The organism is Bradyrhizobium sp., assembly GCF_049519115.1.
In the GTDB taxonomy this organism is placed as follows: Bacteria; Pseudomonadota; Alphaproteobacteria; order Rhizobiales; family Xanthobacteraceae; genus Bradyrhizobium.
In genome coordinates this window covers 1-25643 of the sequence record NZ_JBEKRB010000064.1, presented here as the reverse complement: position 1 = coordinate 25643, position 25643 = coordinate 1, and the positions used below count along the sequence as shown (strand labels likewise).

26 protein-coding genes and 1 pseudogene are annotated in these 25643 nt (G+C 57.4%); 14 read left to right on the top strand and 13 right to left on the bottom strand.

Annotated elements, in window-relative coordinates; translation table 11 throughout:
• From ABSE61_RS31155 to ABSE61_RS31120, 8 genes and pseudogenes are all read right to left on the bottom strand, one after another.
• A pseudogene (locus tag ABSE61_RS31155) lies at positions 1-184 on the bottom strand (hypothetical protein); the annotation flags it as partial.
• A gap of 292 nt (positions 185-476) precedes the next feature.
• Positions 477-986: a hypothetical protein gene (locus tag ABSE61_RS31150; protein WP_423875004.1), complete on the bottom strand. Its 510-nt coding sequence runs from the start codon at positions 984-986 to the stop codon at positions 477-479.
• Between the two features lie 445 nt (positions 987-1431).
• Positions 1432-2739 carry an adenylate/guanylate cyclase domain-containing protein gene (locus ABSE61_RS31145; RefSeq protein ID WP_423875003.1) on the bottom strand — a complete coding sequence of 436 codons (1308 nt, stop codon included), beginning with the start codon at positions 2737-2739 and terminating at the stop codon, positions 1432-1434.
• A gap of 286 nt (positions 2740-3025) precedes the next feature.
• Entirely contained in the window at positions 3026-3601 is a 576-nt protein-coding gene (locus ABSE61_RS31140) for a cytochrome P460 family protein (RefSeq protein WP_423875008.1), read from the bottom strand.
• Positions 3602-3664: 63 nt separating this feature from the next.
• A complete protein-coding gene (locus ABSE61_RS31135; protein ID WP_423875002.1) occupies positions 3665-4714 on the bottom strand; it encodes an alpha/beta fold hydrolase in 1050 nt (349 codons plus the stop codon).
• A gap of 69 nt (positions 4715-4783) precedes the next feature.
• Positions 4784-5203, bottom strand: coding sequence for an organic hydroperoxide resistance protein (locus ABSE61_RS31130; RefSeq protein ID WP_423875001.1), 420 nt, complete (start codon positions 5201-5203; stop codon positions 4784-4786).
• An 88-nt stretch (positions 5204-5291) separates the two neighbouring features.
• Positions 5292-6152 carry an alpha/beta fold hydrolase gene (locus ABSE61_RS31125; RefSeq protein ID WP_423875000.1) on the bottom strand — a complete coding sequence of 287 codons (861 nt, stop codon included), beginning with the start codon at positions 6150-6152 and terminating at the stop codon, positions 5292-5294.
• Between the two features lie 86 nt (positions 6153-6238).
• Positions 6239-7531, bottom strand: a complete 1293-nt coding sequence (locus ABSE61_RS31120) for an epoxide hydrolase family protein (RefSeq protein WP_423874999.1) — start codon at positions 7529-7531, stop codon at positions 6239-6241.
• 129 nt (positions 7532-7660) lie between these two features.
• Between ABSE61_RS31120 and ABSE61_RS31115 the strand changes: the two genes are divergently transcribed.
• Entirely contained in the window at positions 7661-10501 is a 2841-nt protein-coding gene (locus tag ABSE61_RS31115) for an ATP-binding protein (protein WP_423874998.1), read from the top strand.
• A 633-nt stretch (positions 10502-11134) separates the two neighbouring features.
• Positions 11135-12337 (top strand): hypothetical protein, encoded by a 1203-nt coding sequence (locus ABSE61_RS31110; RefSeq protein ID WP_423874997.1) that lies wholly within the window; start codon positions 11135-11137, stop codon positions 12335-12337.
• On the opposite strand, the gene ABSE61_RS31105 is transcribed toward ABSE61_RS31110, so the two are convergent.
• Together ABSE61_RS31105 and ABSE61_RS31100 are read right to left on the bottom strand one after the other, a co-directional pair.
• Entirely contained in the window at positions 12301-12645 is a 345-nt protein-coding gene (locus ABSE61_RS31105; protein ID WP_423875007.1) for a GHMP family kinase ATP-binding protein, read from the bottom strand. The two genes, ABSE61_RS31110 and ABSE61_RS31105, sit on opposite strands and share 37 nt — an antisense overlap.
• 363 nt (positions 12646-13008) lie before the next feature.
• Complete coding sequence (locus ABSE61_RS31100; protein ID WP_423874996.1) at positions 13009-13905, bottom strand: LysR family transcriptional regulator; 897 nt, start codon at positions 13903-13905, stop codon at positions 13009-13011.
• Between the two features lie 345 nt (positions 13906-14250).
• Between ABSE61_RS31100 and ABSE61_RS31095 the strand changes: the two genes are divergently transcribed.
• The 12 genes from ABSE61_RS31095 to ABSE61_RS31040 all read left to right on the top strand — a co-directional run bounded on the left by ABSE61_RS31095 (position 14251) and on the right by ABSE61_RS31040 (position 23042).
• A complete protein-coding gene (locus ABSE61_RS31095) occupies positions 14251-15072 on the top strand; it encodes an alpha/beta fold hydrolase (RefSeq protein ID WP_423874995.1) in 822 nt (273 codons plus the stop codon).
• Positions 15073-15149: 77 nt separating this feature from the next.
• A complete protein-coding gene (locus tag ABSE61_RS31090) occupies positions 15150-15692 on the top strand; it encodes a cytochrome P460 family protein (protein ID WP_423874994.1) in 543 nt (180 codons plus the stop codon).
• Between the two features lie 106 nt (positions 15693-15798).
• The gene (locus ABSE61_RS31085; RefSeq protein WP_423874993.1) at positions 15799-16767 is read left to right on the top strand and encodes an alpha/beta fold hydrolase; all 969 of its coding nucleotides are present in this window, start codon (positions 15799-15801) and stop codon (positions 16765-16767) included.
• A 61-nt stretch (positions 16768-16828) separates the two neighbouring features.
• Positions 16829-17653 carry an alpha/beta fold hydrolase gene (locus ABSE61_RS31080; protein ID WP_423874992.1) on the top strand — a complete coding sequence of 275 codons (825 nt, stop codon included), beginning with the start codon at positions 16829-16831 and terminating at the stop codon, positions 17651-17653.
• A gap of 46 nt (positions 17654-17699) precedes the next feature.
• Positions 17700-18062 carry an SH3-like domain-containing protein gene (locus ABSE61_RS31075; protein ID WP_423874991.1) on the top strand — a complete coding sequence of 121 codons (363 nt, stop codon included), beginning with the start codon at positions 17700-17702 and terminating at the stop codon, positions 18060-18062.
• On the top strand, positions 18043-18675 hold the full coding sequence (locus tag ABSE61_RS31070) for a nitrile hydratase subunit alpha (RefSeq protein WP_423874990.1): 633 nt from the start codon (positions 18043-18045) through the stop codon (positions 18673-18675). The genes ABSE61_RS31075 and ABSE61_RS31070 overlap by 20 nt, the downstream gene beginning before the upstream one ends.
• Entirely contained in the window at positions 18672-19019 is a 348-nt protein-coding gene (locus tag ABSE61_RS31065; RefSeq protein ID WP_423874989.1) for a nitrile hydratase, read from the top strand. Before ABSE61_RS31070 ends, ABSE61_RS31065 begins: the two co-directional genes overlap by 4 nt.
• A gap of 35 nt (positions 19020-19054) precedes the next feature.
• Positions 19055-19417 (top strand): DUF6130 family protein, encoded by a 363-nt coding sequence (locus ABSE61_RS31060; protein ID WP_423875006.1) that lies wholly within the window; start codon positions 19055-19057, stop codon positions 19415-19417.
• Between the two features lie 9 nt (positions 19418-19426).
• Entirely contained in the window at positions 19427-20395 is a 969-nt protein-coding gene (locus tag ABSE61_RS31055; RefSeq protein ID WP_423874988.1) for an MBL fold metallo-hydrolase, read from the top strand.
• A 46-nt stretch (positions 20396-20441) separates the two neighbouring features.
• Positions 20442-21053: a protoglobin domain-containing protein gene (locus ABSE61_RS31050; RefSeq protein ID WP_423874987.1), complete on the top strand. Its 612-nt coding sequence runs from the start codon at positions 20442-20444 to the stop codon at positions 21051-21053.
• Positions 21054-21175: 122 nt separating this feature from the next.
• On the top strand, positions 21176-21532 hold the full coding sequence (locus ABSE61_RS31045) for a DUF305 domain-containing protein (protein ID WP_423875005.1): 357 nt from the start codon (positions 21176-21178) through the stop codon (positions 21530-21532).
• Positions 21533-21578: 46 nt separating this feature from the next.
• On the top strand, positions 21579-23042 hold the full coding sequence (locus ABSE61_RS31040) for a YncE family protein (protein WP_423874986.1): 1464 nt from the start codon (positions 21579-21581) through the stop codon (positions 23040-23042).
• A gap of 604 nt (positions 23043-23646) precedes the next feature.
• Here the strand turns inward: ABSE61_RS31040 and ABSE61_RS31035 are convergent.
• The 3 genes from ABSE61_RS31035 to ABSE61_RS31025 form a co-directional block, all read right to left on the bottom strand.
• Positions 23647-24054: a nuclear transport factor 2 family protein gene (locus ABSE61_RS31035; RefSeq protein WP_423874985.1), complete on the bottom strand. Its 408-nt coding sequence runs from the start codon at positions 24052-24054 to the stop codon at positions 23647-23649.
• Positions 24055-24176: 122 nt separating this feature from the next.
• The gene (locus tag ABSE61_RS31030; RefSeq protein WP_423874984.1) at positions 24177-24761 is read right to left on the bottom strand and encodes a tyrosine-type recombinase/integrase; all 585 of its coding nucleotides are present in this window, start codon (positions 24759-24761) and stop codon (positions 24177-24179) included.
• A 127-nt stretch (positions 24762-24888) separates the two neighbouring features.
• Entirely contained in the window at positions 24889-25311 is a 423-nt protein-coding gene (locus tag ABSE61_RS31025) for an Arm DNA-binding domain-containing protein (RefSeq protein ID WP_423874983.1), read from the bottom strand.
• Positions 25312-25643: the final 332 nt, after the last annotated feature.

The following is a 25643-nucleotide window of genomic DNA, read 5'->3' as shown; positions in this document are numbered from 1 at the left end:
GGCGCAAATGGTACTGCTTGATCCAGCGGCCCAATCGCGTGCGCGGCTGATAGGGAATGTGGGCGACGTAGTGCACCCATTCATAATGCAGGATCGCCAGCATCATGCCGAACAGCGCGGACACGGAGCCTTCCGCGCCGAACACCAGCGCGATAAGCCCGGCGGCTACGGCGAGATTGGGCACCAGAAACCAGATCGGCAGGAACAGTAGGTCAAGCCGGCTGGGCTCGACATGGTGGTCGTAATGGAGGCGATGCTGCAGCTTGCGTGCCGGCGGCCACGACAGCGGCGGCCATAACGAGTGCTCTTAAGATCCTTCGTAGCTTTTACGCAACAAAGGCTGCGCTTTTGAGAAATCACCCATGTTTTTCAGAGTGAGTTGCAGGTCCCCGGTCCCAAAATGCCCAATATTCGTAACGTCCCGCGAAAAGCGTCTTCCAAATCCACGGACTGCGGATCGACTTTCAGATGGATCGTTACCACTTTGGCTTGGGGATAGCCTCGATACCCCGGCGCAGCCAAGCTATAGCGTCCTCATCCGCGCCTATTTGCCCCTTTCCGTTACCTACCCACACCATCCACACGTTAGCGTTGGAATCGCGAGGCGAGAGACGGAGCGCTTCCAGCACGTGAGCCTCGGTCTCTTCACCGCGGCCGCTGACATATTTGGAAAAACCTATTAGTGCATGAGCGAGAGCCAGATTTCGGTCGAGTGCGAGTGCTCTCTGGCATTCGGCAATACCTTGAGCGGCACGATTCGAATAAATTTGAACTAGGCCAACCAAATAGTGGGCCATGGCATGGTTTGGCGCGAGGGACAGAACTTTGGTTAGAGTCGCTTCCGCCGCTGCAAGTCGCGCAGATCGCTCGTCCGTCATGATATAGGACGCACTCCGTGCGTCGACATTTGCGGTGCCCACCAGGGCTTCGATATTGCCGGGGTCGAGTGCGAGCGCCCGCTCGAAAAAGCCGCGCGCTCGCGCCATGTGTTCGGGTGTCGCTCCGCTATTTGCGTTAGGTTGCAAAAGACAAACGAGCTGCAAATCTAACGCAAAGGGTAAAGCGCGCCGCTGTCCTTTGAAGAGTGCTTCGGCTTGTCCCGGTCTTTACTTCTGGGCGGGGGCCGAGGCGGCTCAAGAGCTGCTTGAGCGGCACGCAGATTGGTAAGAGCAGCAAAGAGAGAAAAGGTCTTTCTGACCTAAACGAAAGACTACGGTGATGCGTTGCGGTTATTTAAGCGGCACAGAACGAGTGCTATTGCGGGCTGGAAGAACCGAAGCCTGACCGTTGGGAAAGTCGAAAGTAGTCGGCCATCGGCCGATTTATGCGATAACATCTGATTGACGTAGGCCACGTCCGTTGTTGAGGTAGGAGCCGATCACTCGTGCCAAGCGTCAGGTCACCTTTTGTCTCTTCGCGAACATTCAGTCGTCATATTGCAGAAAAAATGCGTAGCTGGTCATGGATGCCCTTGATTGCATGGAGACCGAGATCGTTGAAGATCAGTCCCGAGCCCGCGACGAGATCCTTTACAGTGCTGGAAACCAGGACCTCACTGCTACCGGCGAGATGGCTTACCCTGGATGCAATATTGACCGCGATTCCGCTGACGTCGTTATCACGAATTTCGATCTCCCCGGTATGAAGGCCCGCACGAATCGCGATGCCAAGAGGCTTGACGCTGTTGGCGATCGCCTGCGCGCAGCGAACCGCCCGAGCGGGCCCATCGAATGTGGCGAGAATGCCATCGCCCAGGGTTTTCACCTCTCGACCGCGAAACCGACGAATTTGGCTGCGGGCCATTGAAAAATGCGCATCCAGTATCGGCCGCCACTCCATATCACCGAGGGCAGCGGCACGCTGAGTCGAATTTACAATGTCGGTGAAAAGGACGGTAGCCAAAACCCGATCCGGCTCAACCGGTTCTTGAGCCGCGTTCACAAAACTTCGAATTTCGGAAAGTACCGTTCCACTGTCCTCAAGCCAAACAAAATGATCCTTGCCGGGCAATTCTATCATTCTCGCATTTGGAATCGCCGCGGCCATGTCTCGAGCGTTCTCGATCGAAGTGCGAACGTCTCCGACGCGATGGATGACCAATGTCGGCGCCTGGATACTCTGTAGGATCGGCCTGACGTCGATTTCGCTGTTCATCTGACGCAGTTTGATAACCGCAGAGGGACTGGCTGAAAGGCGTTCAAACCGCGCCCACCAATCGACAAATTCCGGGTCGCTCGCAAGTCCGGGAGCGAAATCAGGTAGCGATGCTCCGGTTCCCCAAGTAGCTAGGATTCGTGCCTCAGCTAGTTTCGGATCTCTATACGACGGAATCGATATTTTAGCATTCGAATAAGACCCCATGAGGATGAGGCCGCTTACCCTTTCGGGATAGGTGGCAGCGAAAAGTTGGATCATCGCGCCTCCCTCCGAAATGCCGAGCAACACAGCACGGCTCGAACCGGCGGCGTCCATTACGGCGCGGATATCGTCAATTCGCTCGTCCAGGGTGGGAAAGCCGACGCTACGGTCCGAAAGCCCGGTACCCCTTTTGTCGAACCGTATGAGGCGTGCAAAAGATTCGAGCCCATGGAGAAATTTAGCGTGTCGGGGTTCGTCCCACATCAGCTCTAGATGAGAAATAAATCCAGGCGCGAAGACGATATCGATCGGACCGTGGCCGCTGATTTGGTGGGCGATAAAAACATCACCACTCTGAGCATATTTGGTTACTGGCAACATGGAGCAGCCCTCTAATGGAGGAATACTGCGGGTAGGATTGGCGCTAGGTCAATGGGCTCCAGCTTTGATACGGTTGCTCCCGTCTCCCCAGGTTGACTTGCGCTCCCTTAATGGATGCGACCGGCCCAACTGTTGACGTCCGGTTTTGTGTGTAAAGCAGACGTCGCCGTTCATAACATTCGATTGGCGCAACCGACGTGCGCTCCCGCGGTAAAGGACGACCTCATTTGCATCAGTCCGAAGTCGGCTTTTAACCCAGAGAGACTTCTTCGTGAGCGTCCCAATACTAGGGTGCAAGTCTCGTGAATACAAAATCGTGATTTTTAACACCGGCCTCGTGGCAGGCGAAGCATGTCTCGTGCTGCGCCTCGTCGGCCGGCTTGCCGTTAACGAAACGGCCAAAGCCCCAGCCGCCCGTGGAAGGATATTTTCGCGAGTCCTTGACCATAACTTGGACCGTCGTGGCCGAACCCGGAACGGAAGCCGGCTCGAATTCAGAAGACTGTACGCGTTTCCAAGCCAGTTTGACGAGTACCGCTCCATCGGGAAACGGAAGTGCGCCGTTGCGATAGGCGGTGATCGCAGTTTCGTTTCCCAGAACGACGCGAAGTTCATTTAGAGGAGCCGCTTCCTCGGCGGGCGCGATCATTTCCCACTGCCGATATCCCTGGGGAATGGTGACGCCAAAGATCGGCGACACATTGTCAACCGCGGACCCCGTGGGCTGCGCCGCTGACCCTGTCGCAGTTGCGATAGCGATCAAAAATGGCGCAATTACAAGGAGCGCGATGACGACAAGCGCTGCAAGCAAAACGACCGTTCTGAGCCAAGGAAATATACCTTGAGCCGACGTTGTTGGCATCCCCAACTTCATCTCCGTTCGCTCTTCAGCAATCTTTCGGGCGCCGTTGATAGACATAGCTCCTCACATCGCATCGGAATCAATGACGGCTTTGGCAAAAGCCGCGGGTGCTTCCTGGGGCAGATTATGACCGATGCCTCCGGAAATGAGACGATGCTCGTATCTGCCTGAGAACTTTTTGGCGTAAGAGCTGGCCTCGGGGTGGGGTGCGCCATTGGCGTCGCCTTCGAGCGTGATGGTCGGCACAGTGATGTTTGGGCTTGTCGCGAGGCGTTTGTCGAGATCGTCATATTGCCGTTCGCCATCGGCGAGCCCGAGCCGCCAGCGATAATTATTGACGACAACCGCGACGTGGTCTGGATTTCCGAAAGCTACCGCACTGCGATCAAACGTCGCGTCGTCGAAATTCCATTGCGGTGAAGCGATCTGCCAGATCAGCCTTGCGAAATCGTGTCGATATTTGTCGTAGCCGACGCGGCCGCGTTCGGTCGCGAAATAGAACTGATACCACCATTGCAGTTCGGCCTTCGGCGGCAACGCCGTCTTGCCGGCTTCCTGGCCTGCGATCAGATAACCGCTGACAGAGATCATGGCCTTGCAGCGATCAGGCCAGAGCGCCGCCATGATATTTGCGGTGCGTGCGCCCCAATCGAAGCCGGCAAGTATCGCCTTTTCGATTCCGAGTGAATCCATCAGTGCGATGATATCGACCGCCAAGGCAGCTGGCTGTCCGTTACGCATCGTTTCGTCGGAAAGAAAGCGCGTCGTGCCATAGCCGCGCAGATAAGGGACGATCACCCGGTAACCGGCCTGCGCCAACCTAGGCGCTACATCGATGAAGCTGTGGATGTCGTATGGCCAGCCGTGCAGGAGGAGTACTACCGGACCCTTGCTAGGACCGACTTCGGCATATCCGACATTCAACAGCCCTGCGTCCACCTGCTTCAATGGGCCGAACGAGGTATTGGAGCCGGGCTTCGTGGCAGCGACCTTTACTGATGTTGCGTTGCCGGACTGCGCGTTGGCCGAAGAAGGCACGGCGAGCCCGGCAGCCAGTGTGCCGGCGGCGATACCGAAGAACTGGCGGCGATGGCGGTCAATCTCCTGGCACATCCTATTTTTTCCCGTTTTCTAGAATCGGCCTGCCCGACAGACGGTACAGGTCGGATTGATGAGCTTTGATCAGATAAGGTTGATGGCGACGTCGACGTTGCCGCGAATGGCCTTGGAATACGGGCAAGTCTGGTGAGCTTCGTTGAGGAGTGCCTGCGCAACTTCGCGATCCATGCCCGGCACGCTGACATTGAGGCGAGCACGGAGGAAAAAAGCGCCTTCGTCCAGATTCAAGTCCACCTCAGCGTCGATGGCGAGATCGTCGGGGAGCTTGATCTTCCTCTTGCGGGCGGCAATTCCCATCGCGCCTTCGAAGCAGGCGGACCACCCGGCCGCGAAGAGCTGCTCCGGATTGGTGCCGATGCCCGCAACTCCCGGCGTCGAAAGCCTGATGTCGAGATGACCATCGGAGCTGCGGGAAACGCCGTGCTCCCGGCCACCGGTGGTGTGCGTCTTAGCCGTGTAGAGCAGCTTTTCTGTTTGAGTCATGATGTTTTCCTTCTCAAGTTGAGACGTGGTTCGAGTTGTTGTTTGAAAATTATCCGTTGAGCGATGTGCGCACGGGCGTGAAGCGCCTTTAGAGGGCTTCCCTGGGGCCGCGGTCCAGGAACGTTGTTGCCTCCCGCACGAATCGCGCGGGGAACTGGAAAATCCCGCCGTGTCCGGAGTCCGGGTAGATGATCAACTCAGCGTCCGGCAAGTGCTGCTGCAGGATGAAGGAGTTCACGGTCGGGACCATGAGATCGGTTTTCCCATTCACGATCAGCACCGGCAACGTGATCTTCTTTAACTTGGCATAACGGTCGTGCGCGGGAACCGCGCCCCATGCGGCAATGGCCTTTACCTGAGCCGCCATCGCTTCCATCGACGAAGGCATATCTTGGTCTTCGCGTTCATGACGGCGAGTCCAATAAATGCGTCCAGCGGCCTGACTTGAGTCGGTCGGGTAGAAGAAGAGATAGAGGAAGTTTTCTTCTGTTGGCACTTTCTGGGTTGCGTGCCGGGTGGCTAGCTCGGGATAGCCCACCATGCCTTCGCCACCTTCTGGGCCTGTCCCGGCTAAGATCAGGCGGCGGACGAGCTTGGGACGATCGAGAACTACATTCTGGGCGACGAAGCCGCCCATGGAAAATCCGAAGAGGTCGATTTTTTCTAGTCCTAAAGCCTCGACAAAGGCGATCACATGCCTGGCCATGCCGTCGATCGTGTCGGCCGGATCACCTTCAGAACTCGCAACCCCAGCATTGTTGAAGAGGATCACACTACGGTTCTGGGCCAGGCCGTCTGTCACAAGACGATCCCAGTTGTCGAGACCGCCCCGGAAGTGTTGCAAGCAGACCAAAGGCAATTGGTCTCCGGCACCGAACCTCCGATAAGCGTAGCGGATACCGTTTGCTTCAATGTACTGGGTCGGAGCAGTGTTGTGTGTGGGGGGCATGGGATAACCTTTCGTCTTGTGCTGACGGAGTTGGGTAGGATCACGAGAAAGGCGGCGCGACGTTATCGCGCGCCGCCGCGCGCGGATCAGCGCAAGGATCGAAACGCGGCCCGGATCTCATCGGTGAAGATCGCCGGCTGTTCCCACGCCGCGAAGTGACCGCCTTTGTCGAGCTTGTTGTAGTGGATGAGTTTGGGGTAGGCCCGGTCTGCCCAACTTCCCGGAGCCGTATAGATTTCGTCGGGGAAGGCACTCACGGCGACGGGAATCGCGACACCCCTGACGTCGAAGAAGCCTCCGCCCGTCGAAATCTGCGTGGTGTCCCAATAGAGGCGCGCCGATGAGATCGCCGTGTTCGTCAGCCAGTAGAGAGTGACGTTGTCTAGCACGTCGTCCCGAGTAAGCCCCTCCGTCGTTCCATTGAAGACCCGTGAGATCATACCGTAGCTGCGGATGTCGTGATCCAGCATCCACGCCGCGAGGCCGACCGGCGAATCCGTGATTCCGTAAAGCGTCTGTGGCCGGTTCGACATTTCCTGGGCGTAGGCCAGGCCGTGCCTGTAGAAGTCATCGAGTTGGTCCCACGCATGTCTTTCATCGGCCGAGAGCCCGGCGGGCGGCGGCCCACCAACCGAAAGAGCTTTTGAAATATTGGCCGGAACCGTAGCCGCCATATTGGTGTGAATGCCGAGCAATCCTGGCGGCTTCTGCAGAGCCATCACTTCCGAGACGGCGTTCCCCCAATCACCGCCCTGCGCCACGTAACGTGTGTAACCCAAGCGTTGCATCAACGTCGCCCACGCGCGAGCGATACTGACGGGAGTCCACCCCGTCGCGGTCGGCTTACCTGAGAAGCCGTGCCCCGGTAGCGATGGAATCACCAGATCGAACGCCTCGGACGCGCTCCCGCCATGGGCCGTCGGATTGGTCAGTGGATCGATGATCTTCATCTGCTCGATGATCGAGCCGGGCCAGCCGTGGGTCACGATCATCGGTAGCGCATTTTCATGCTTCGAACGAACGTGAATAAAATGAATGTCGATTCCGTCGATCTCGGTGATGAATTGCGGCAAGGCGTTCAGTTTAGCCTCGATCTTTCGCCAGTCGTGTTCCATTGCCCAATAGCGCGCGAGCGCTTGCATCGTCGCGAGCTGTACACCTTGGGATGAATCCTTGACCGTTTCGCGATCAGGCCACTTGGTCGCTTTGATACGTCTGCGCAGATCGACGAGATCGGCTTCCGGGAAATTGACCGTGAATGGCCGAATGGCATCGGCTTCGGTCGTCGCGCGCAAACTTGCGGGAAATAGACTGATTGCTCCCGCGGTAGCTGCCAGGGTTAGGAGGCTGCGCCGGGTGGGCGGTGAAATGACGGACATGAGGGCTTTTCCCTTCGTTGGATGAAAGTGGCTCGAAATGTCCCTTCCACCTATCAGTCGTCGTGGTATGACGCCCGTCAGGAGTTGTGAGGAATTGTGAGCAGATGCCCGCGATGAGAAAGTGACGTCATGATCGAGCCGGCTGCGCCGACTAAGGTGGTCATATCGTTTGGCCCGTTCAGCTTAGTGCCGGACGAAAGGCTTCTTTCGCGAGACGGCGTAGCCGTACCGTTGGGCGCTAGAACGCTCGATACTCTCGTGGCGCTCGTGTCGTTTCCGAACGAAGTTGTCAGTAAGCGCGACCTGATGGCTCGGGTTTGGCCCGACGTTATCGTGGAGGAAGGTAGCTTGAGGTTTCACATCGCTGAATTGCGCAAGGCGCTAGGCGATGGCAAAGGAGGTGCCCGATACATCACGACCTTGGCCGGACGGGGTTATTGCTTCGTGGCGCCGATCACGCGATCGTCGCAATTGCCAAATGGACCAGCGCCACGTCCTGCCAGCTTTCCGCGCGTCAACCTGCCAAATCGTTTACCCCGAATGGTGGGACGGGAAGACGGCGTTCGGGCGCTTTCGGCGCAATTGCTTGCTTCACGTTTTGTCACCGTCACGGGCCCGGGCGGCGTCGGCAAGACCACCGTCGCAGTGGCCGTCGCGCATGACTTATTGGAGACTTTCGCTGAAGCCGTAATCTTCTTCGACCTCGGATCTCTCAGCGATCCCAATCTCGTCACCACGTCGTTCGCGCTGATGCTGGGGCTGCCGGTCCAGTCCGACGATCCCACCCCCGGGGTCATTGCGCATTTGCGTGATAAACGAATTCTTTTGATTCTGGACAATTGTGAGCATGTCATTGAGCCCGTCGCTGCTTTTGCCGCCCATGTTTTGCTCGAAGCGCCGCAGGTCCATCTGCTTGCAACCAGTCGTGAGGCTCTGAGAGTTGAGGGCGAACAAGTCTATAAGTTGGCGCCGCTTGCCTTTCCGCCGGACGAATCCGGCCTGACGGCTTCGGTTGCCCTGGCCTATCCCGCAACCGAGCTATTCCTTGAACGGGCTAAGGCAAGCGGTGCAAGATTCGAATTCAATGATGCCAATGCGGCGATTGTTGCTGGCATTTGCCAGAAGCTGGACGGTGTAGCTTTGGCGATCGAGCTGGTGGCGGGCAGAGTAGGGACTTACGGCCTGGAGCAGACTGCTACGCTTCTTGATCAGCGCCTGAGCCTCCTGTGGCAGGGGCAACGTAATGCGCCGCCGCGTCAAAAGACTCTGTGGGCGACGTTGGATTGGAGTTATGGGCTCTTATCCGAGATTGAGCGTTTGGTGCTTCACCGGCTCGCCGTGTTCGTTGGACATTTTACGATCGAGGCGGCACATGAGGTTGTGACCGACGAAAAAATCGACCGCGCTCTCTTGTTCGGAACGATGGATAGCCTCGTTGCTAAATCGATGCTGGCGCCGCGTCCGATCGGAGCCATGATACGCTACCGTCTGCTGGACACCACGCGGTCTTACTTGTTGGAAACAGGCGTTAAGGATGTCGCGCTGGCCGCGCGTCACGCCGTCTACTATCAGCGATGGCTTGAGCAGACTGGCGCCGAGTGGCCGACCTTGTCGAACGCAGCGGAACGGGCCCCTCACTTCGCGAGCCTTCACAATGTGCGAGCAGCTCTGGAGTGGTGCTTTAGCGCCGGCGGCGCCACCGAAATTGGCATCCAGCTCGCCGCCGCGGCCGCGCCGGTCTTTCTGGCGATGTCTCTGCTCACCGAATGTCACCGCTGGTCGAAGCGGGCGATCCTCGCGATCGACGAGGCTACGCGCGGCAGCGCAGAGGAGATGCATATTCAGGCGGCTTTGGGATTGTCGCTGATGTTCACGCTCGGTAACAGCGAGCTGGCACGGGTGGCCCTGAGTAGGAGTCTGGCGATTGCGGAAGAGCACAATGATGTCCCCAATCAGCTGCAATTGCTTGGCCGGATGCACATCTTTCACGAACGCATGGGGCACTTCGAGACCGCCTTGCACCACGCACGGCGCAGTTCTGTCGTCTCCACCACGCTGGCGGACCCGAGCGCTATCGCGGTCTCCCAATCCCTGCTCGGAGTTTCCCTTCATCTCGCCGGCGACCATCTCGGCGCCCGTACAGAACTTGAAGCAGCGATCAACTGCCCTGAACGGCACCGGACCACCACTGTTTACGGCTTCGATCATCACAATCGCGCATGCATTACTTTGGCAAGGACCCTTTGGTTGCAAGGTCATCCGGTCAAAGCGATAGAGCTCGCGCGGCAGACTGTCGATGAGGCCGCGCAAATGGACCATCCTGTGACACTTTGCATCGCCCTGATCTGGGCCGTCTCCGTGTTCCTTTGGTCTGGTGATCTCGAAAGTGCCGAAAAGAACATCGACCGGTTCATCTCGCACGCGCGGTCACGATCGATGGAGCCTTATCTCGCCGTTGGACGAGGGGTTAAAGGTGAGTTGGCGATCCGGCGGGGTGAGACGAAAAGCGGCGTGGAGAGCTTGAGAGAATGTCTCGAAGAACTGCATGCTGCGCGATATGAACTCCTCACGACAACGTTCAACATTTCGCTCATCCAGGGCCTTCTGAACGCGGGCCGTTCTGGCGAAGGCCTGGCACTGATCGACGAGACGATCCGGCTTGTCGAGGAGAACGGCGACCTCGTCTTCATGCCCGAGTTGCTGCGCGTGAAAGGTAATGCCTTATCGTGCCTGCCGAAGTCATCGTTGGAGGAAGTGGAAAGTTGTTTCGCTGATTCGCTTGAGTGGAGTCGTCGTCAGGGAGCGCTCGGCTGGGAATTGAGAACAGCTGTCGACCTAGCACGTTTTCGCACAGAGCAGAATAGGCGCGAAGACGCCAGGGTGTTGCTACAGCCTTTAATCGAGCAGTTCGAGAAGGGTTCGGATACAGCAGATCTAAAAATTGCTAGAAAAGTGCTTGCCAATCTATGAGCGCGCATTCCTTCACTTCCGCTTATGACGCTCATACACTTTTTCGGTCCGTCTAGGTTTAGTAAGGGCCGCTATTAGGTGGAAATAGACATTCTCATTTCATAACATTCGAACAGCGTACGAAATGTCAGCTATTGAGGTAAGGGCGGACGTCGTTCGCGCCTGGCGCTAAGTCACCTTTTGACCCAAAGGGAAATGAGCGTCTCCCATTTTAGGGAAGCCATTAATCCTGCCGAAGGGTAAGACAACGGCTTGTCGTCAAGAATTGGAATTGCCGAAGTAACAGGAGGCGTGAGAAAATCCTTCGCAGCAGCAGTATGTAAAACATCATACGGCCGAGTTGTCTTATGCCGCGAGTTGTAGTTGTTCTCACAATCTGATCCCCTAGCAACCGTCTGACATCGCGGCGTACCAGATGAAGATCTGCGAAAATGACTTGGCCTAAGCTAATTCGGTGGGGGTGGACACCCACCTCAATTAGAACACGTCTTTGCGTGGCGCCACATGATCTCGTCAACTCGAAAGGCTGCTCGATAAATCGTTGACCGAACTTTCCCCCGCGTGATCCCAGGAGTTAAACTGGCGAAGCGATCGAAGAGAGCCAGATGAACAACTTGACTTAGGAAAGCGTCGATGAGGCTATTCGTTACATTAATTGTCATCTTGGCTACCGGCATTTCCATCCACTTGCTTGCTCATGCCTTTGTTAATCTGCAGCCGCTAGATGAAGCAGTGACATCCCTTTTCTACTTTCTTTGTAAGGCGGCTCCTCTCTTCCTCTTGGCCGTAATCGTATCGGTTGTGCTTATCATCTACTTTGAGGAACGCAATTTGAAAGGTGCGCTTAAGCGCCTTTTTATGTCTCACGGGCGCGGAATTTTACTAAGCATTTGGACTGAAATTAGAGACATCCGCCGACGCTATAACGAGCAATGGGAGACTGTAGAGTTTTGGCTTCTTCTTTTGATTGTTTTACTGCAGTTCTTTGACTTGGCTTATCCAGCTGAGCGGCTGGATCACTTAGCGTTGTTGGCGGCTTTTATCTTAGCAATCATCAAACGGGTATCGATCGCGATAATACATCAATTAGTGATCCGGCGCGATCACGTTGGCATCACGAAATTCCGAAAAGATGCGCTATTGAAATGGCTGTCCGTCCCACTTCCCTTTAAGCAAGTCCGGTTTGCAAAATTTGAGGGCGACGACGCATTCGAATCCGGTTCTCTGATCAAGAAATATTCAAGGCTGCTCGATAGAATCGTTGATCGTGAAGAGGCCGAAGAACCATTCACATCAGAGGACCGCGCGGAACTTTACCGTAGATGGCTTCTCAGCAATCAACCCGTACTAAGCGTTTTTGTCGACGTTAACGACGAACCTCTCGCCGCCGCGGTTGTTCTTCCCCTCACGAGGGCAGCTTATGAGCAATATAAAGCGCGGAAGCTCGATGCTCTTGATATCCAGCCGTACCACATCGTTGATGTAAACGAGAAGTCTTGCAGGTATCTTTTGGTGGACGCCGTTGCCACATTGAAATCCGATGCGCGATTAACAGGCACCCGTCTTACGTTGTATCACTGCTCGCAATTTTACAACCCTGTTACACCCCCCATCGTTCTCTTTTCCACGACATCGCGTAAGATGAAAGATATCTTCGCTACGTTTGGCTTCAGCGTTTCAGAGTCGCCGTGGTTGATGGGATCGACTGATTTCCTCCTTGAGTGTGATTTCTCGGTTGCAAATAGAGGCGACCAAAGTTCCGCAGATCTGCGAGGAATAATTCTCAGCTTAATTCCAAGCTACCAATCTGCCGCCGGGTCAGCGCAACGTACGTAACGATGCTGACTTCTTGGCCGCAGACCCGTCGCATCCGCGGAAGAAGGGACGAAAGGCAAGTTGTCATTTGGGCGTCCCAAATCGAAGATCATTCCCCCGGAGAAATACGATGAAACGCCGACTCCTGACGTGCCACCTCGCCCAGATAATTCAACTAGTTTGGAAGGCGACAGGTCGCAGCCAGCCAACAGAGATAAAGCTTCTATCATTGATAGTAGGAGAGCGGTCTTAGAACCCATGCCAACATGGGTTAACAGAGAGCCAGAGATAACGATTTCTGCGGGATAGAATCTGTTTTCGCGGACTATCTTCCCGAGGGTACGGTGACGACGTTGGTCGCTATATCAGCGGAGACACCGTCGCTGAGGCGGCGAAGCGGTTTCAAACCGCCTATGAGCGATCGTTGAAAGCGGAAGATTTTGCAAAGGGTGGTAAGCTGGAGCAAGCTGTCAACATGTGGCGCATAAATTTTGGCGACTACTTTCCTGCTTATGGCTGAGACTGAGCAAAAGAGCGATCCCGTTGGCGACGAGTTCTTTAAACCGCTCGTTACGGCCGATCTATGTGCGAGCATCCTATTTTACGTTTCAGCGGCCCTGTCGTTCACCCCGGTTTTATTGCGGAAATGGCATGCCTCGACACAAAAGCGGGCGTTTCGCGACAGAAACTAGCTAGGCCAGCCGGGCCTTGAGGCGTGGCGTCATCCAATTGAGAAACGCACGAAGCTTGAGAGGAACCGGCTTTCGTTGCGCATAGACAATATGCGCGGGCATCGGTTCTGGCTCTAAATCTTCCAGGACAATTTCGAGTGTTCCCGCGCGCCTTGCGGTATCCATCTTGTAAGACATAACTCGCGCCACACCCATGCTGGCGATTGCGGCTAGAACCGCCGCTTCGGATGTGTTCACCGTCAACCTCGTTCTTATCGGTGCAACAACCGTGCGACCATTTTTGGAGAACTTCCAAGCGGGCGGCGCGGCAACGTCATCAATCGTGATGCAATCGTGGTCGCGAAGCTCTGCAAGCGACTTCGGTTTTCCTTTTGCTGCAAAATAGGCGGGGCTCCCGCATACGACGACACGGATCGAGCCGATGCGTGTCGCGATCTTGCTGCTGCTGTCAGGAAGAGGGCCGATCCGAATCGCAACGTCGATATTCTCCTCAACGGTGTTGACGACACGGTCCGTCAGCACGAGCCGCAGGCCGATTTCCGGATACGCATTCAAGAATTCAACCGCGAGTGGGAGTAGATGCGTATGACCGAGACCCCACGGCGCCGTCACCGCTAGGTCACCTTTGGGGGTCCTGTACTCGCCGGACAATTCCCGTTCGGCGTCGTCGACCTGCTCAATGATCCGCTTGCACGCATCGATGTAGGACCTCCCCGCATCAGTCAGCGTGACTCGCCGGGGAGATCTCTGAAATAACTGAGCTTTCAGGCGGTCTTCCAGTTCAGCGACCTGGCGGCTCACGGTCGCGACGGGCGTCTTCAGTCTACGCGATGCCGCGGAGAAGCTTCCCGTCTCCGTTACGGCGACGATAACAGACATCACCTCCAAACGATCCATCTGTCAGCTTTCCAAAATCGAGAAAGTCACTTCCCAATTTTATGGGCTGATCGACAGCTCTGCAATCGGCTAATCCATGAAAAGCTTGGTGGATGCGCTCAAATCGCAAGCAGAACGAGTACGCGTACGGATCAACGAATCCGGTTCTTTCCTCAATTGAAAGATCGCCTCGTGTTCGCATCATTCGCATGCACAGGACCCGGTAGGTGCACATCTCGCCGCGAGGTATTGATCTCGAGTGTCATTTCCACCCCCGCGCTCGCATTACTACCAACAATATCGCGCGCTGCGTCGACAAAAGAAACGGATCATAAGGGAGCGCCCGTCAGCAGAGGAGATCGGACAGTGAGCGCTGTAACGACCAAAGATTCCACTGAGATCTATTACAAGGATTGGGGTCGCGGCCGCCCTGTCGTATTCTCCCACGGCTGGCCGCTGAACGCCGATGCCTGGGACGACCAGATGTTTTTTATGGCGTCGCGAGGCTTCCGCTGCATCGCCTTTGATCGTCGAGGCTTTGGTCGATCAAGTCAGCCGTGGAACGGCAATGACTATGACACCTTTGCTGATGACCTCTCGGTGCTCATCGAGGCGCTCGATCTGAAAGACGCAGCCATGGTAGGTCATTCGGCGGGAGCCGGCGACGTCGCGCGCTATATTGGTCGGCATGGTACCCGACGTGTCTCCAAGGTCGCGCTAGTGTCGTCCATACCGCCATTGATGCTGAAGACACCAGCCAACCCAGGCGGGCTCCCGATCGAAGTGTTCGACGGTGTCCGAAAGGCTGTGCTCAGCGACCGCGGCCAGTTCTATCGCGATCTCAGCGGGCCGTTCTACGGCGCCAACCGGCCGGGCTCTACGGTTTCCCAGGGTGTCAAGGATGCGCTCTGGCTGTGGTCCATGCAGGCAGGATTGCGGGCCTCCTACGAGGGCATCGGGGCGTTCTCCGAGACCGATTTCACGGAGGACCTCAAGAAAATCGACGTTCCTGCCTTAATCATTCACGGCGACGACGATCAGAACGTTCCTATCGCGGACTCGGCGTTGCTGTCGTCGAAGCTCATCAAAAAGGCGACGTTGAGGGTGTATCCCGGTGCGCCGCACGGTCTGACCGTCACGCATAAGGATCGGTTCAACAACGATCTTCTCGAATTCGTTCGAAGCTGAGAGCCGTCGCAAGCGCTTAGATTTTGTACGCGATTTGTTGATCTCGCCCAACGAGTGTCGGGCCATTGGAGATTGTAATGACAGCGGTGGCCGCTCTTTTGCAACGCTCCGGCAGGCGAATACTGCTCGCGACATTTGCAGTCGCAGCGATCGGAAGCCTGTTGGTTCCCGAGCCATTCGCGTTTGGACAAACGTCTGCAGACGAATCCTCCCCCATTTTCGGCGTCAAAATTCCCGCCGGATATCGCCAATGGGAGCTGATTGCTCCATCGCGCGAGGCAGGCAGCTTCGACGAACTGCGGAGTATTCTCGGAAACGCCATCTCGATGAAGGCCTACCGGGACAGTGCGCTTCCTTTTCCGGACGGCTCAATACTCGTCAAGCTCGCTTGGAAGCAAGTGCCGTCGGCGGAGTTCGCCGAAGCGTTCGTCCCCGGGCACACCACGACGGTTCAAGTAATGGTCAAGGACTCGAAGAAGTACCCGTCCACCGGAGGATGGGGATTCGGTCGATTCATCGACGGCAAGCCGGTGGACGAAACGCAGCACCAGACTTGCTTTGCCTGCCACGAGGCCAACGTCAAAGAGCATGACTTCGTTTTTACCCGATACGCGCCTTAGCGCTGCGGCACGGTGAGGACATAGGAAAGAGCATAGGGGTGCAAATAGCCAGAGCGCAGAAATCCGCCTGCGCCGTCGGATCAACGGACTGCAAGGAGATCGTGTCATGAACTCATCGAAAATATCCGCACTATTCGCCATCGCAGTTCTGGCCTCGATCGGTGGCGCATCTGTTACGGCTGCGCCGCCGGCGACCGCTCCGGAAACGGTCGTGCCCCACTACAAGACGACCACCGTCGATGGAGTAAACATCTTTTATCGCGAAGCGGGTCCTACGAATGGCCCGGTCGTTCTGCTGCTGCACGGCTTTCCGACTTCGTCGCACATGTTTAGAAATTTGATCCCTCTGCTGGCGGATCGCTACCACATCATCGCCCCGGATTATCCGGGCTTCGGACAGAGCGCCGCGCCCGATCACAAACAGTTCAGCTACAGTTTTAGCCATTACGCCGATTTGGTCGATGGCCTTCTAGCGCAGCTGAAGGTGCAACGCTACGCGATGTACGTGATGGACTACGGCGCGCCGGTCGGGTATCGCCTTGCCCTCAAGCATCCCGCTCGCGTCAGCGCGCTGATCGTCCAGAACGGCAATGCCTATAGCGAGGGGCTCAAGGCATTCTGGGACCCAATCAAAGCATATTGGGCCGACGGCTCGGCGGCACACCGAGAAGCGCTGAATTTTCTCGTCGCGCCGGAGACGACCAAATTCCAGTACACCGACGGCGTACAAGACGTCTCTCGCATCGATCCCGACAACTGGCTCCACGACCAGGTGTTGCTCGATCGCCTCGGCAATCGAGACATCCAACTAGACCTATTCCACGACTACGGCTCGAACGTTCCTCTTTATCCCGAATTCCAGGCGTTCTTTCGCCAATACAAGCCGCCGACGTTGATCGTTTGGGGCAGGAATGATAAGATTTTTCCTGCGGAAGGGGCTTACCCTTACCTCCACGACCTGCCGAACGCAGAACTGCACCTGCTCGATACCGGACACTTCGCGCTTGAGGACAAGCTCGATGAAATGGAGCCGCTCATCCACGGATTTCTTGACCGCCATCTCGAGACCCTCTGATCGCCGAGAGAGTAACCGACGATCTTTCAGCAAGGCCATCTCATAACAAAGGGATATTGCCATGGGCATCGTGAAGACAAAAGACGGCGGCGAGATTTTCTACAAGGACTGGGGCAAAGGTCAGCCCATCGTGTTCAGCCATGGCTGGCCGCTATCGGCCGATGACTGGGACACACAAATGCTGTTCTTCCTCAACCATGGTTATCGCGTCATAGCCCATGACCGCCGGGGCCACGGCCGTTCGACCCAAACCGGCGACGGCCATGACATGGATCACTACGCGGACGATCTCGCGGCGTTGACGGCGCATCTCGATCTAAAGAACGCCATTCACGTCGGGCATTCGACTGGCGGCGGTGAGGTGGTCCATTATCTGGCGCGTCATGGCGAGAGTCGCGTGACGAAGGCGGCCATCATCAGCGCGGTGCCGCCCTTGATGCTGAAGACGGAGGCCAATCCGAAGGGTCTTCCGAAGGACGTGTTCGACGGATTGCAGGCGCAACTCGCGGCTAGCCGATCGAAATTCTATCGCGACCTTCCCGAAGGCCCGTTCTACGGCTTCAACCGGCCGGGCGCGAAAGCGTCAGAAGCCGTCATCGGCAACTGGTGGCGCCAGGGCATGATCGGGGGCGCCAAGGCGCATTACGACGGCATTGTCGCCTTCTCCCAGACGGATTTCACCGAAGACCTCAAAAAGATCACCGTGCCGGTCCTGGTGATGCACAGCGAGGACGATCAGATCGTCCCCTACATCGCCTCGGGACCTCTATCGGCGAAGCTCCTGAAGAACGGCACATTGAAGACCTACAAGGACTTCCCGCACGGCATGCCGACGACGCATGCCGAAACGATCAATGCCGACTTGCTTGCTTTCCTGCGCTCCTGACGTTCGATTGGAGAATTTCGCTAGGAAAAGGAAGGCGAGGGGCGAAGTGACCGACAAAGCTCCACGGCTTATTGCCGGAATCGTACCGGCGACCGGAGAAATGCCCATCTTCGAGGTCGGCGACCGCGTGAGAGTGATGAAACGCGAGCCGGTCGGCCACTACCGAGTGCCCACATACCTGCGCGGCAAGGCGGGGGTGGTCGACGCGGTGATCGAACCCGCCGCCGTCGACAATGAGGAAGAAGCCTACGGCCGCAACGCCGGTTCGCGGCGGCATTACTACCGCATCTCGGTGCCGATGACTTCGATCTGGCTGGGCTATACGGGGTCGCCGCGCGACGGCCTGCGGATCGAAGTGTTCGAGACCTGGCTGGAAAAGGATCTAGGAGATGTCAGATCACGATCATGAACATCCACACGCCGAGATCATTCACGCCGAACGGCCCGGGTATTACGACATCATGGAGACCGCGGTTCGCGAACTCCTCATTGAGAAGCAATTGTTCGGTCCCGAAGAGATTCGCCGTCAGATCGAGGTTTTGGATTCGCGGACGCCAGCGCTCGGCGCGAAGGTCGTGGCCCGTGCCTGGGTCGATCCCGAATTCCGCTCGCGGCTGCTCGCGAACGGCCGCGCCGGCTGCGAGGAACTGGGGATCACTTTCTATGACGATACTCAGCTCATCGTTCTCGAAAATACCGACGCGGTGCACAACCTCATCGTCTGCACGCTGTGCTCTTGCTACCCGCGACCCGTGTTGGGACTGCCGCCCGATTGGTACAAGCTGAAAGCGTATCGCTCGCGTGCGGTTTACGAACCCCGCGCCGTACTTGCCGAGTTCGGCACGCACATCCCGGATGATGTTGAAGTCAGGGTCAGCGATTCGACCGCGATCGTTCGGTATTTGGTCCTACCGAAGCGTCCGAACGGCACCGAACACTACAGCGAGGAACGACTCGCCGCCCTAGTCACGCGTGACGCGATGATCGGCGTCATCCCCGTCACCATCGGGAGCGGCCAATGACCGAAACCAGGCATCTTCTCAATCGTTTGCCCAACGACATCGGCGGACTGCCGGCCGACGCGATTCAGCGCACTGATCACGACCTTGAGCCCTGGGAGAAACGCTGCCACGCGCTTGCCGACGTCCTCGATTTTCACAAGATCATCAATACCGAGGAGAAACGCCGCGGCGTCGAAGCGCTCGGTGCCGAGATGGTCGGCAAGCTGTCCTACTATGAACGCTGGATCGCGGCGTTCGCAAACATTCTCTTCCAAAAAGGCATCCTGACGCCAAGCGAGCTCGCGCGAAAGATGGACGACGTTGAGGCTCGGTGGGAACGTGAGAATGCGGGGCGAGCGTCGTGACCGCACAGGAGAGGGGCAGCCGAGCCGACTTCGACCTGCCGAGCATTTCCGCGCCGGCGAAGCAGGACCCGGCGCATCTTATTGTCGCAGCGCCGCTTGCGGAGGCGCTCGCGCGCGGGCTTGCGGTCATTCAATACCGCGCCGACAACCTCCGTATCGTTCCGATCTACGGTCCCGCCGCCCTCGGCGTGACGCCGCGGATCGGCCATATCCACGTCACCGTCGATGATGCCCGCTGGCATTGGGTGGATGCGAGCGGCGAGCCGCTGATCATACAGGGACTGACGCCCGGACCGCATCGCGTGTTGATCGACCTCGCCGATCCGATGCACCGGGTGATCGACAGCAAAACGGTCAGCTTTGAGATTCCGGACCGCAGCCACCCCGCGGGCAACTAGGAGGACACCATGGACCGTTCAAACAGGCACGGCATGTCGCGACGCGGTTTTTGCCTTTGCTGCATCGGCGCAGGCGCGCTGGGGACAAACGGCAGGTTAACGCCGCGCGAAGCATTCGCCGAGGCGCGCGGCATTGTCAGCCTCATCAAGGACAGCGCGGCTACGTCGCAAATCGTAACCCACAGGCTTCGAAATAATGTCAGCGTGCTCGAAGGCTCCGGGGGAAACGTCGCCGTTTTGACAGGGCCAGACGGCATGGTGCTGATCGACGCCGGCATCGGCGTGTCGCAACCCCAGATGGCCAAAGCGCTCGCCGGGCTCGGCGCTGATCCCGTGACGCACCTGATCAACACGCACTGGCACTTCGATCACACCGACGGCAATACCTGGCTGCACGAGGCGGGCGCGAAGATCCTCGCCCACCAAAACACCCGCAAATACCTGACCGAGGTTCAGCGGGTCGATGAATGGGACTATAACTTCCTACCGCTACCGCCAGGCGGCATTCCCAGTGATGTCTTCGCGACCGAACGAAATCTGAAGCTCAATGGATTGTCGATCGACCTGAAGCATTACGGTCCCGCGCATACCGACAGCGACATTTCAGTCGCATTTGGCGAAGCGGACATTCTGCATGTGGCGGACACATTCTGGAACGGCATCTATCCTTTCATCGACTATTCGACCGGCGGCAGCATCGATGGCATGATCACGGCCAGTGACGCCAATCTAGCGAGGGCGACGGACAAGACCATCATCATTCCGGGGCACGGCAAGCCGGTGAGTAATAAGGCGGAGCTCAGGGAGTTTCGCGACATGCTCGTCGCCATCCGCGAAAACGTCGCCGCACTCAAAAAGCAAGGACACTCGAAAGCCGAGGCGGTCGCGGCGAAGCCGACCGCGGCCTTCGACGCGAAATTCGGCAACTTCGTCATCGACCCCGGTTTTTTTACGAGGCTGGTTTACGAGGGCGTATAGCCGCAGCTCGCGTACATCGCGGCAAGGGACGAGAAGGACACGCCCCATGAAACAAGTGGCCGATACAAGTTCCGGATATTCGTACGGGGAGCCTGACGTAGTCCAGTCCGCCGTCTCCGTCCGCGATCTGGATGATTTGAAACGAAGCGCCGGCTTTACGGAGGACGACGAGCCTTATCTCCGGCTCGCCGGCGAAGTGCTCGCCGATCAGACAAGGCAGATCGTCGAACACTGGCGCGGCGGTATTATAGCGGGCATCCCGAACCTCGCGCGCCACTCCCGCACGCCGGAAGGCGATCCGAACCCGGAATATCTGGCCAGGAGCAATCTTCGCTTTCAGCAGTGGATCCTGGACACCTGTCTGCGGCCGTACGATCAAGACTGGATCAACTACCAACAGGAAATCGCGCTGCGGCATACGGCGGCGAAGAAGAACAAGATCGACGGCGCGCGTTCGACGCCCTTCGTGCCGTTGCGCGAGGTACTGACGTTCGTCGCGGTGATGAACATGACCATGAAGCGGTATCTGGCCGCGAAAGGGCATCCGGCGGAAGTGGTGGATAAGATGCATGACGCCTGGTGCAAATCGATGCAGCTCCAGCTCGCGCTTTGGATCGGACCCTATGCTGACACCCGGCGGGCTCCACGCGAGTGGTGACCTTCGGAGGCAGCAAAATGAAATCTCTCTCCCGCTATCCGGCTCCCCTCTATGCCGCTGCGCTCACGATTGGAATCGTCTCCGGCGTCGCCATTCTCGAATACGCTCATGTCGGAATACAGATGGCGCCCACGATTTGCCGGGCAGAGGCCGGCATAATCGAGGAGTCTCCGTTTCTCAGGGAGAACGCCGCGGCGATGACGAAGATGATGGACGCCATGACGGTCAAGCCGACCGGCGACGTCGACGCCGATTTCGTCGCGATGATGGTGCCACACCACCAGGGAGCGGTCGAGATGGCGCAAGCCGTGCTTCGTTATGGCCGCAACCCGCAAATCAAACGACTCGCTCAGGAGATCATCGTGACTCAACAGCAGGAGATCGTCGTAATGCGGCTTGCGGTTGGTGAACCAACGCCGCCTTCCGCGGCGTCACCGACGCAGCAACCTTCAGCCCGCACGGCTTCCAACTTTCGATAACGAGGGGACGCCGGGCAGCTTGAGCGCGAACAACGAAGGAACAGATATGACCTCGATCTTTTTTCAAACGACGTTGCTCGCGAGCGCGTTCGTCGCAGCGTGCGGAGCCGCTTGGGCAGGTCAAGCTCCGGGCAAGGCATCCGACCCCGACGTGACGATAGGTCATCACGACCGCGTCTACGCCGCCGAGCAGTTTTCCAACACGGTCTCTGTCACTGACCCCGTCGACAACCGGCTTCTCGGCGTCATCCGGCTCGGCGAGCCCCAGCCGGCCAACCTGAGTCCACTGTATCATGGCCAACTGCTCGTGCACGGGATGGGCTATTCGCCCGATCACAAAACGCTTGCGGTCGTATCGATCGCCAGCAACTCGCTCACGTTCATCGATACTGCGACGAATATGGTAAAGCACACGACCTACGTCGGACGTTCGCCGCACGAGGCTTTTTATACGCCGGACGGCAACGAGGTTTGGGTCACGGTGCGGGGCGAAGACTACGTCGCGGTCCTCGACGCGCAGACGTTCGAAGAGAAGTCGCGAATCAAGGTTCCGGCGGGACCCGGTATGCAGATCTTTTCGCCGGATGGCATGTACGGCTACGTCTGCTCGTCGTTCAACCCTGACACGGTGGTTGTCACGCTTGCCGACCATCAGATCGTCGGCCACGTGAAGCAGGACAGTCCGTTCTGCCCCAACATTGCCGCATCGCCTGACGGAACGCAGGTGTGGATGATGCTGAAGGACACCGGCAGGGTCGAGGTGTTCGACGCGCGACCCCCGTTCTCGGTTCTCAAGTCATTCGACACCGGCCCGATCACCAATCACGTCAATTTCGTTCGCAACACAAACGGCTCGTTCGCGTATGTGACTATCGGCGCACTGAATGAGGTCAAGGTGTTTCGGACCGACACCTTCGAACAGGTCGCAAACATCCAGGTCGGAAATCTTCCGCATGGGATCTGGCCGTCGGGCGATGGAACGCGCGTCTATGTCGGGCTTGAGAACGGAGACGCCCTGGTCGCTATAGACACGCTAACCAACAAGGTGATCGCGAATATCCCGATCGGGCAAGCGCCGCAGGCACTCGCCTACGTCTCCAATGCCGTGCCGGAGGGCGACGGAATGCAGAACCTGGAGCCTCTCGGAGTCGCCGGTCAAGTGGCGCATCTCGCGCTTGCGATACCCGGAGCCGACAAGCACGCCGGCAAGAATCCAACCAGCGTGGCTCTGTTTGATCAGGGTCTCTCGCAGGTGCTTGAAGCGTCCGTGTCCGGACTGCTGCCAATGCAGCCGTATGTGCTGGCGCTCGCCACGAAGCCCGACGGCGCGGGATCAATCGAGCCGCTCGCCGAATTCAAGACCAATCCTGCGGGTTCGGCGATTGTGAACGCCGTGGGTCCGATCCGTCAGATCGTGGAAAACACCGAAGTCGTCCAGCGCCGCTACCTGGCGATCATCGCGGGCACCGCGGACATGCTCGGCGCACCGGTGCAAGTACAGGTGCAATGAAGTCAGTGTGGCATCAGGTGCGTGGAGAACCAGTTGCGCGCCAATCAGTGCGTTGTGAGGCAAGCGCTTATCGACAGTAAAAAATCCATTATCAAGTTTGAGCGACGCGCGGCGGACCAAAATGAAAGTACATCTCTGAGAGAACGACAATGGAAATTCCTCATGCGACGTCCCCTTCTCGCCCTCCGTGAAGGGCGTGCAAGCTCGCAAGGGGCCCGCGCTGCGTATTGTCACGTTGAAGAGCGTGGCGCCAGGCAGACTCCGATAACGCCTAATCTTGTCGCCTTCATGGAGCGCAGAGGAGCGCTTTTCTTGCCACCGTGAATGCCGAAGGACATTGAGCACCGCGACGGTCCGCCCGGTTCTTGCGTGTGCTCGACGACAAGACGCTCGGCTTCGTCGAGTTTTTCGGCAACCGGCAATACGTCACGTAGGGAACTCGTGGAGATAATGCGGAAGCCCAGTTGTTCTTGATCGATTATGCTCACCAGCGTCGCATCAAGCTTTGGGGAAAGGCAAGTGTCGTCGAGGGCGACCAGGAATTGATCGACGAGTCCGAAAAGCGGATCTGTTCCTGTACGAAGTGGGCAGGCGTGGGGAGTAGCTATTCTCTCGCGGCTCGGGAGACGGCGAAGCTGTCCTCGATCAAGCTAAAGCGTTTGATTTCACCGTTCGAGATGCCGAGAATGAGCGCGAAGTCGGACTCGATGATCTTTCCGGTCGCATTGATCCTTGAGGAGAGGGAGCCTACGATAACGGCTCGGTCTTCGCTCACAAGTATGTCATGGACGTCAAAACGCTCTCGCTTGATAAGGCGACGCGTATCGCGAACAAAATCGGAGGCAGCGCTGCGCCCGGTATTCCGCCCAATCCAGGGCAGCGCACCTACGTCCCCCGCGATTTCAAATACAACATCTGCACTGAAAAGTTTCGCGATCTCTTCGGCGTCTGCGCACCGGCCCAATTCAGCGAGAAGCTTCTCCGCGATTCGGTGGTTCTGTTCTTGGCTCATCCGTCTTCCGCCATCCGTGCTTTTGACCGTCGCTTGTAACACCTCGATCACGGCGTGAAAATCGGCTCGACCAATCGTTCTAAAAAGATAAGGGCCACGCCGCGTAGCTGGCTCTTATCGTCTCACGCCGCAAACATGTTGGAGCGACTGTCAGCCTTCTTGAGCAAAGACCTGAAATGCTCCTCAAATGCTTCCACGGCTTTTTGCATTTGCGGAATGTAGTGCCAGCGATCGTAGATCTCCTCCACGTCCGTTTGGACCGCCGCGGCATGATTAATGAGTCGCTCGGCTATCGCAGAAGGCGTGCCGATCTGTCCGTGGATGCTGCGGTATGTCCGGCGCAAGTCGTGAAGCCTCCATCCGGGCACGCCATCTTCTAGTCCCTCCTTAAATTTGCTCCATCCAGAGATAGGCCGCTCCGTCGAAATGCGGCAAGGGAAGAGGAGTTCGGTATCGTTGCGACGTGGAATCTCATCCAGGAGCTCTGCAACGAGTTCACCGTATGGAAACACATGCGCTTTGGAGTTTTTGGTCAGCCACTCGGGCAGCGTGATCAGCCGCTCCTTCTCGTTTATCCACGGCCGCTGCAGGTTTGCAATTTCCCCCACGCGCTGACCCGTCAGCATGAGAAGCCGGCAAACGGTCCCGTGCGGGTATGCCTGTCGGCCCGCCGCACACCAAACGGTGATTAGTTCATCATCCTTCAAGATTCGCTTTCTCTTGCCCGCCTTGGGTAACTCCACCCCTTCGAGCGGCGAGTGCTTGATGTATCGCCGCGGCGGACGAACGCACCAGCGGAAGAATGTTCGGCCCACGGCCAGGGTGTTCCGCTTCTCACCACGCGAAAGAGGATCGGTGATTGCGATGATGTCCTCGTATGAGATGTCGGAAATTTTCTTTTTCCCAAGAGCGGGTCTGAAGATATCTCTCAAGCACACGCTTGTAGTCATATTGGGTGCGGCTCTTGCGGCTTGCGAGGCCGACCTTGAATAGTTCGTAGGCAGCATCGAATGTGATGCGTTCCGTAACGGTCAGCTTCTCCGTGAGCAGCCGGCGCGCTTCCTTACGCGCGTCAGCGAGAGAGACAAACGGGTACTGCCCGATCTTCGTCTGCAGCCGTTCGCGACCGCGGACGACGAACCACGTCTTTCTGGTCTTCCCGACACGCAAACCGAATGCTGGTGTTGTTTCATCGTAGTACGTGTCGCTGGTCTTCAGTCGCGACACGACCACGTCCGTCATATGAACCCGCGGCATGAGTTTTTTGCTCCGTTTTTGCTCCCAAACCGCGCGGGTAGAGGCGGTTTTCTATGGAGCAGTATAACAAAGCAAAGCGGGGCAAGTAATTGAAATTACTGGCAAAAATTGGCACCATGGTGAACCACGGTGAATGCCCGAATCGAATTAGGAAACCGTCGCTCTATCCGGCTGAGCTACGGGACCGGAGCTTTCCGCCGCACCGGCGGAAACTGGCGGCTTCATACCAGAATGAGCGAGCGCTCGCCAGTCTTTGAACGAAGACTTCTCATTCGCCGTCTTCTTGAATGCGTTTTTCATCGGCCAGCGCTTTTACCTGGCCAGGCGTTTCT

Coding starts and splice junctions, on each gene's coding strand:
- ABSE61_RS31085 (WP_423874993.1), top strand. CDS start 15,799: ATGAACTCATCGAAAATATCCGCACTATTCGCCATCGCAGTTCTGGCC.
- ABSE61_RS31025 (WP_423874983.1), bottom strand. CDS start 25,311: ATGCCGCGGGTTCATATGACGGACGTGGTCGTGTCGCGACTGAAGACC.
- ABSE61_RS31115 (WP_423874998.1), top strand. CDS start 7,661: ATGATCGAGCCGGCTGCGCCGACTAAGGTGGTCATATCGTTTGGCCCG.
- ABSE61_RS31110 (WP_423874997.1), top strand. CDS start 11,135: ATGAGGCTATTCGTTACATTAATTGTCATCTTGGCTACCGGCATTTCC.
- ABSE61_RS31040 (WP_423874986.1), top strand. CDS start 21,579: ATGACCTCGATCTTTTTTCAAACGACGTTGCTCGCGAGCGCGTTCGTC.
- ABSE61_RS31065 (WP_423874989.1), top strand. CDS start 18,672: ATGACCGAAACCAGGCATCTTCTCAATCGTTTGCCCAACGACATCGGC.
- ABSE61_RS31090 (WP_423874994.1), top strand. CDS start 15,150: ATGACAGCGGTGGCCGCTCTTTTGCAACGCTCCGGCAGGCGAATACTG.
- ABSE61_RS31135 (WP_423875002.1), bottom strand. CDS start 4,714: ATGTGCCAGGAGATTGACCGCCATCGCCGCCAGTTCTTCGGTATCGCC.
- ABSE61_RS31070 (WP_423874990.1), top strand. CDS start 18,043: ATGTCAGATCACGATCATGAACATCCACACGCCGAGATCATTCACGCC.
- ABSE61_RS31120 (WP_423874999.1), bottom strand. CDS start 7,531: ATGTCCGTCATTTCACCGCCCACCCGGCGCAGCCTCCTAACCCTGGCA.
- ABSE61_RS31100 (WP_423874996.1), bottom strand. CDS start 13,905: ATGGATCGTTTGGAGGTGATGTCTGTTATCGTCGCCGTAACGGAGACG.
- ABSE61_RS31045 (WP_423875005.1), top strand. CDS start 21,176: ATGGCGCCCACGATTTGCCGGGCAGAGGCCGGCATAATCGAGGAGTCT.
- ABSE61_RS31055 (WP_423874988.1), top strand. CDS start 19,427: ATGGACCGTTCAAACAGGCACGGCATGTCGCGACGCGGTTTTTGCCTT.
- ABSE61_RS31130 (WP_423875001.1), bottom strand. CDS start 5,203: ATGACTCAAACAGAAAAGCTGCTCTACACGGCTAAGACGCACACCACC.
- ABSE61_RS31150 (WP_423875004.1), bottom strand. CDS start 986: ATGGCGCGAGCGCGCGGCTTTTTCGAGCGGGCGCTCGCACTCGACCCC.
- ABSE61_RS31145 (WP_423875003.1), bottom strand. CDS start 2,739: ATGTTGCCAGTAACCAAATATGCTCAGAGTGGTGATGTTTTTATCGCC.
- ABSE61_RS31140 (WP_423875008.1), bottom strand. CDS start 3,601: ATGCCAACAACGTCGGCTCAAGGTATATTTCCTTGGCTCAGAACGGTC.
- ABSE61_RS31125 (WP_423875000.1), bottom strand. CDS start 6,152: ATGCCCCCCACACACAACACTGCTCCGACCCAGTACATTGAAGCAAAC.
- ABSE61_RS31035 (WP_423874985.1), bottom strand. CDS start 24,054: ATGAGCCAAGAACAGAACCACCGAATCGCGGAGAAGCTTCTCGCTGAA.
- ABSE61_RS31080 (WP_423874992.1), top strand. CDS start 16,829: ATGGGCATCGTGAAGACAAAAGACGGCGGCGAGATTTTCTACAAGGAC.
- ABSE61_RS31050 (WP_423874987.1), top strand. CDS start 20,442: ATGAAACAAGTGGCCGATACAAGTTCCGGATATTCGTACGGGGAGCCT.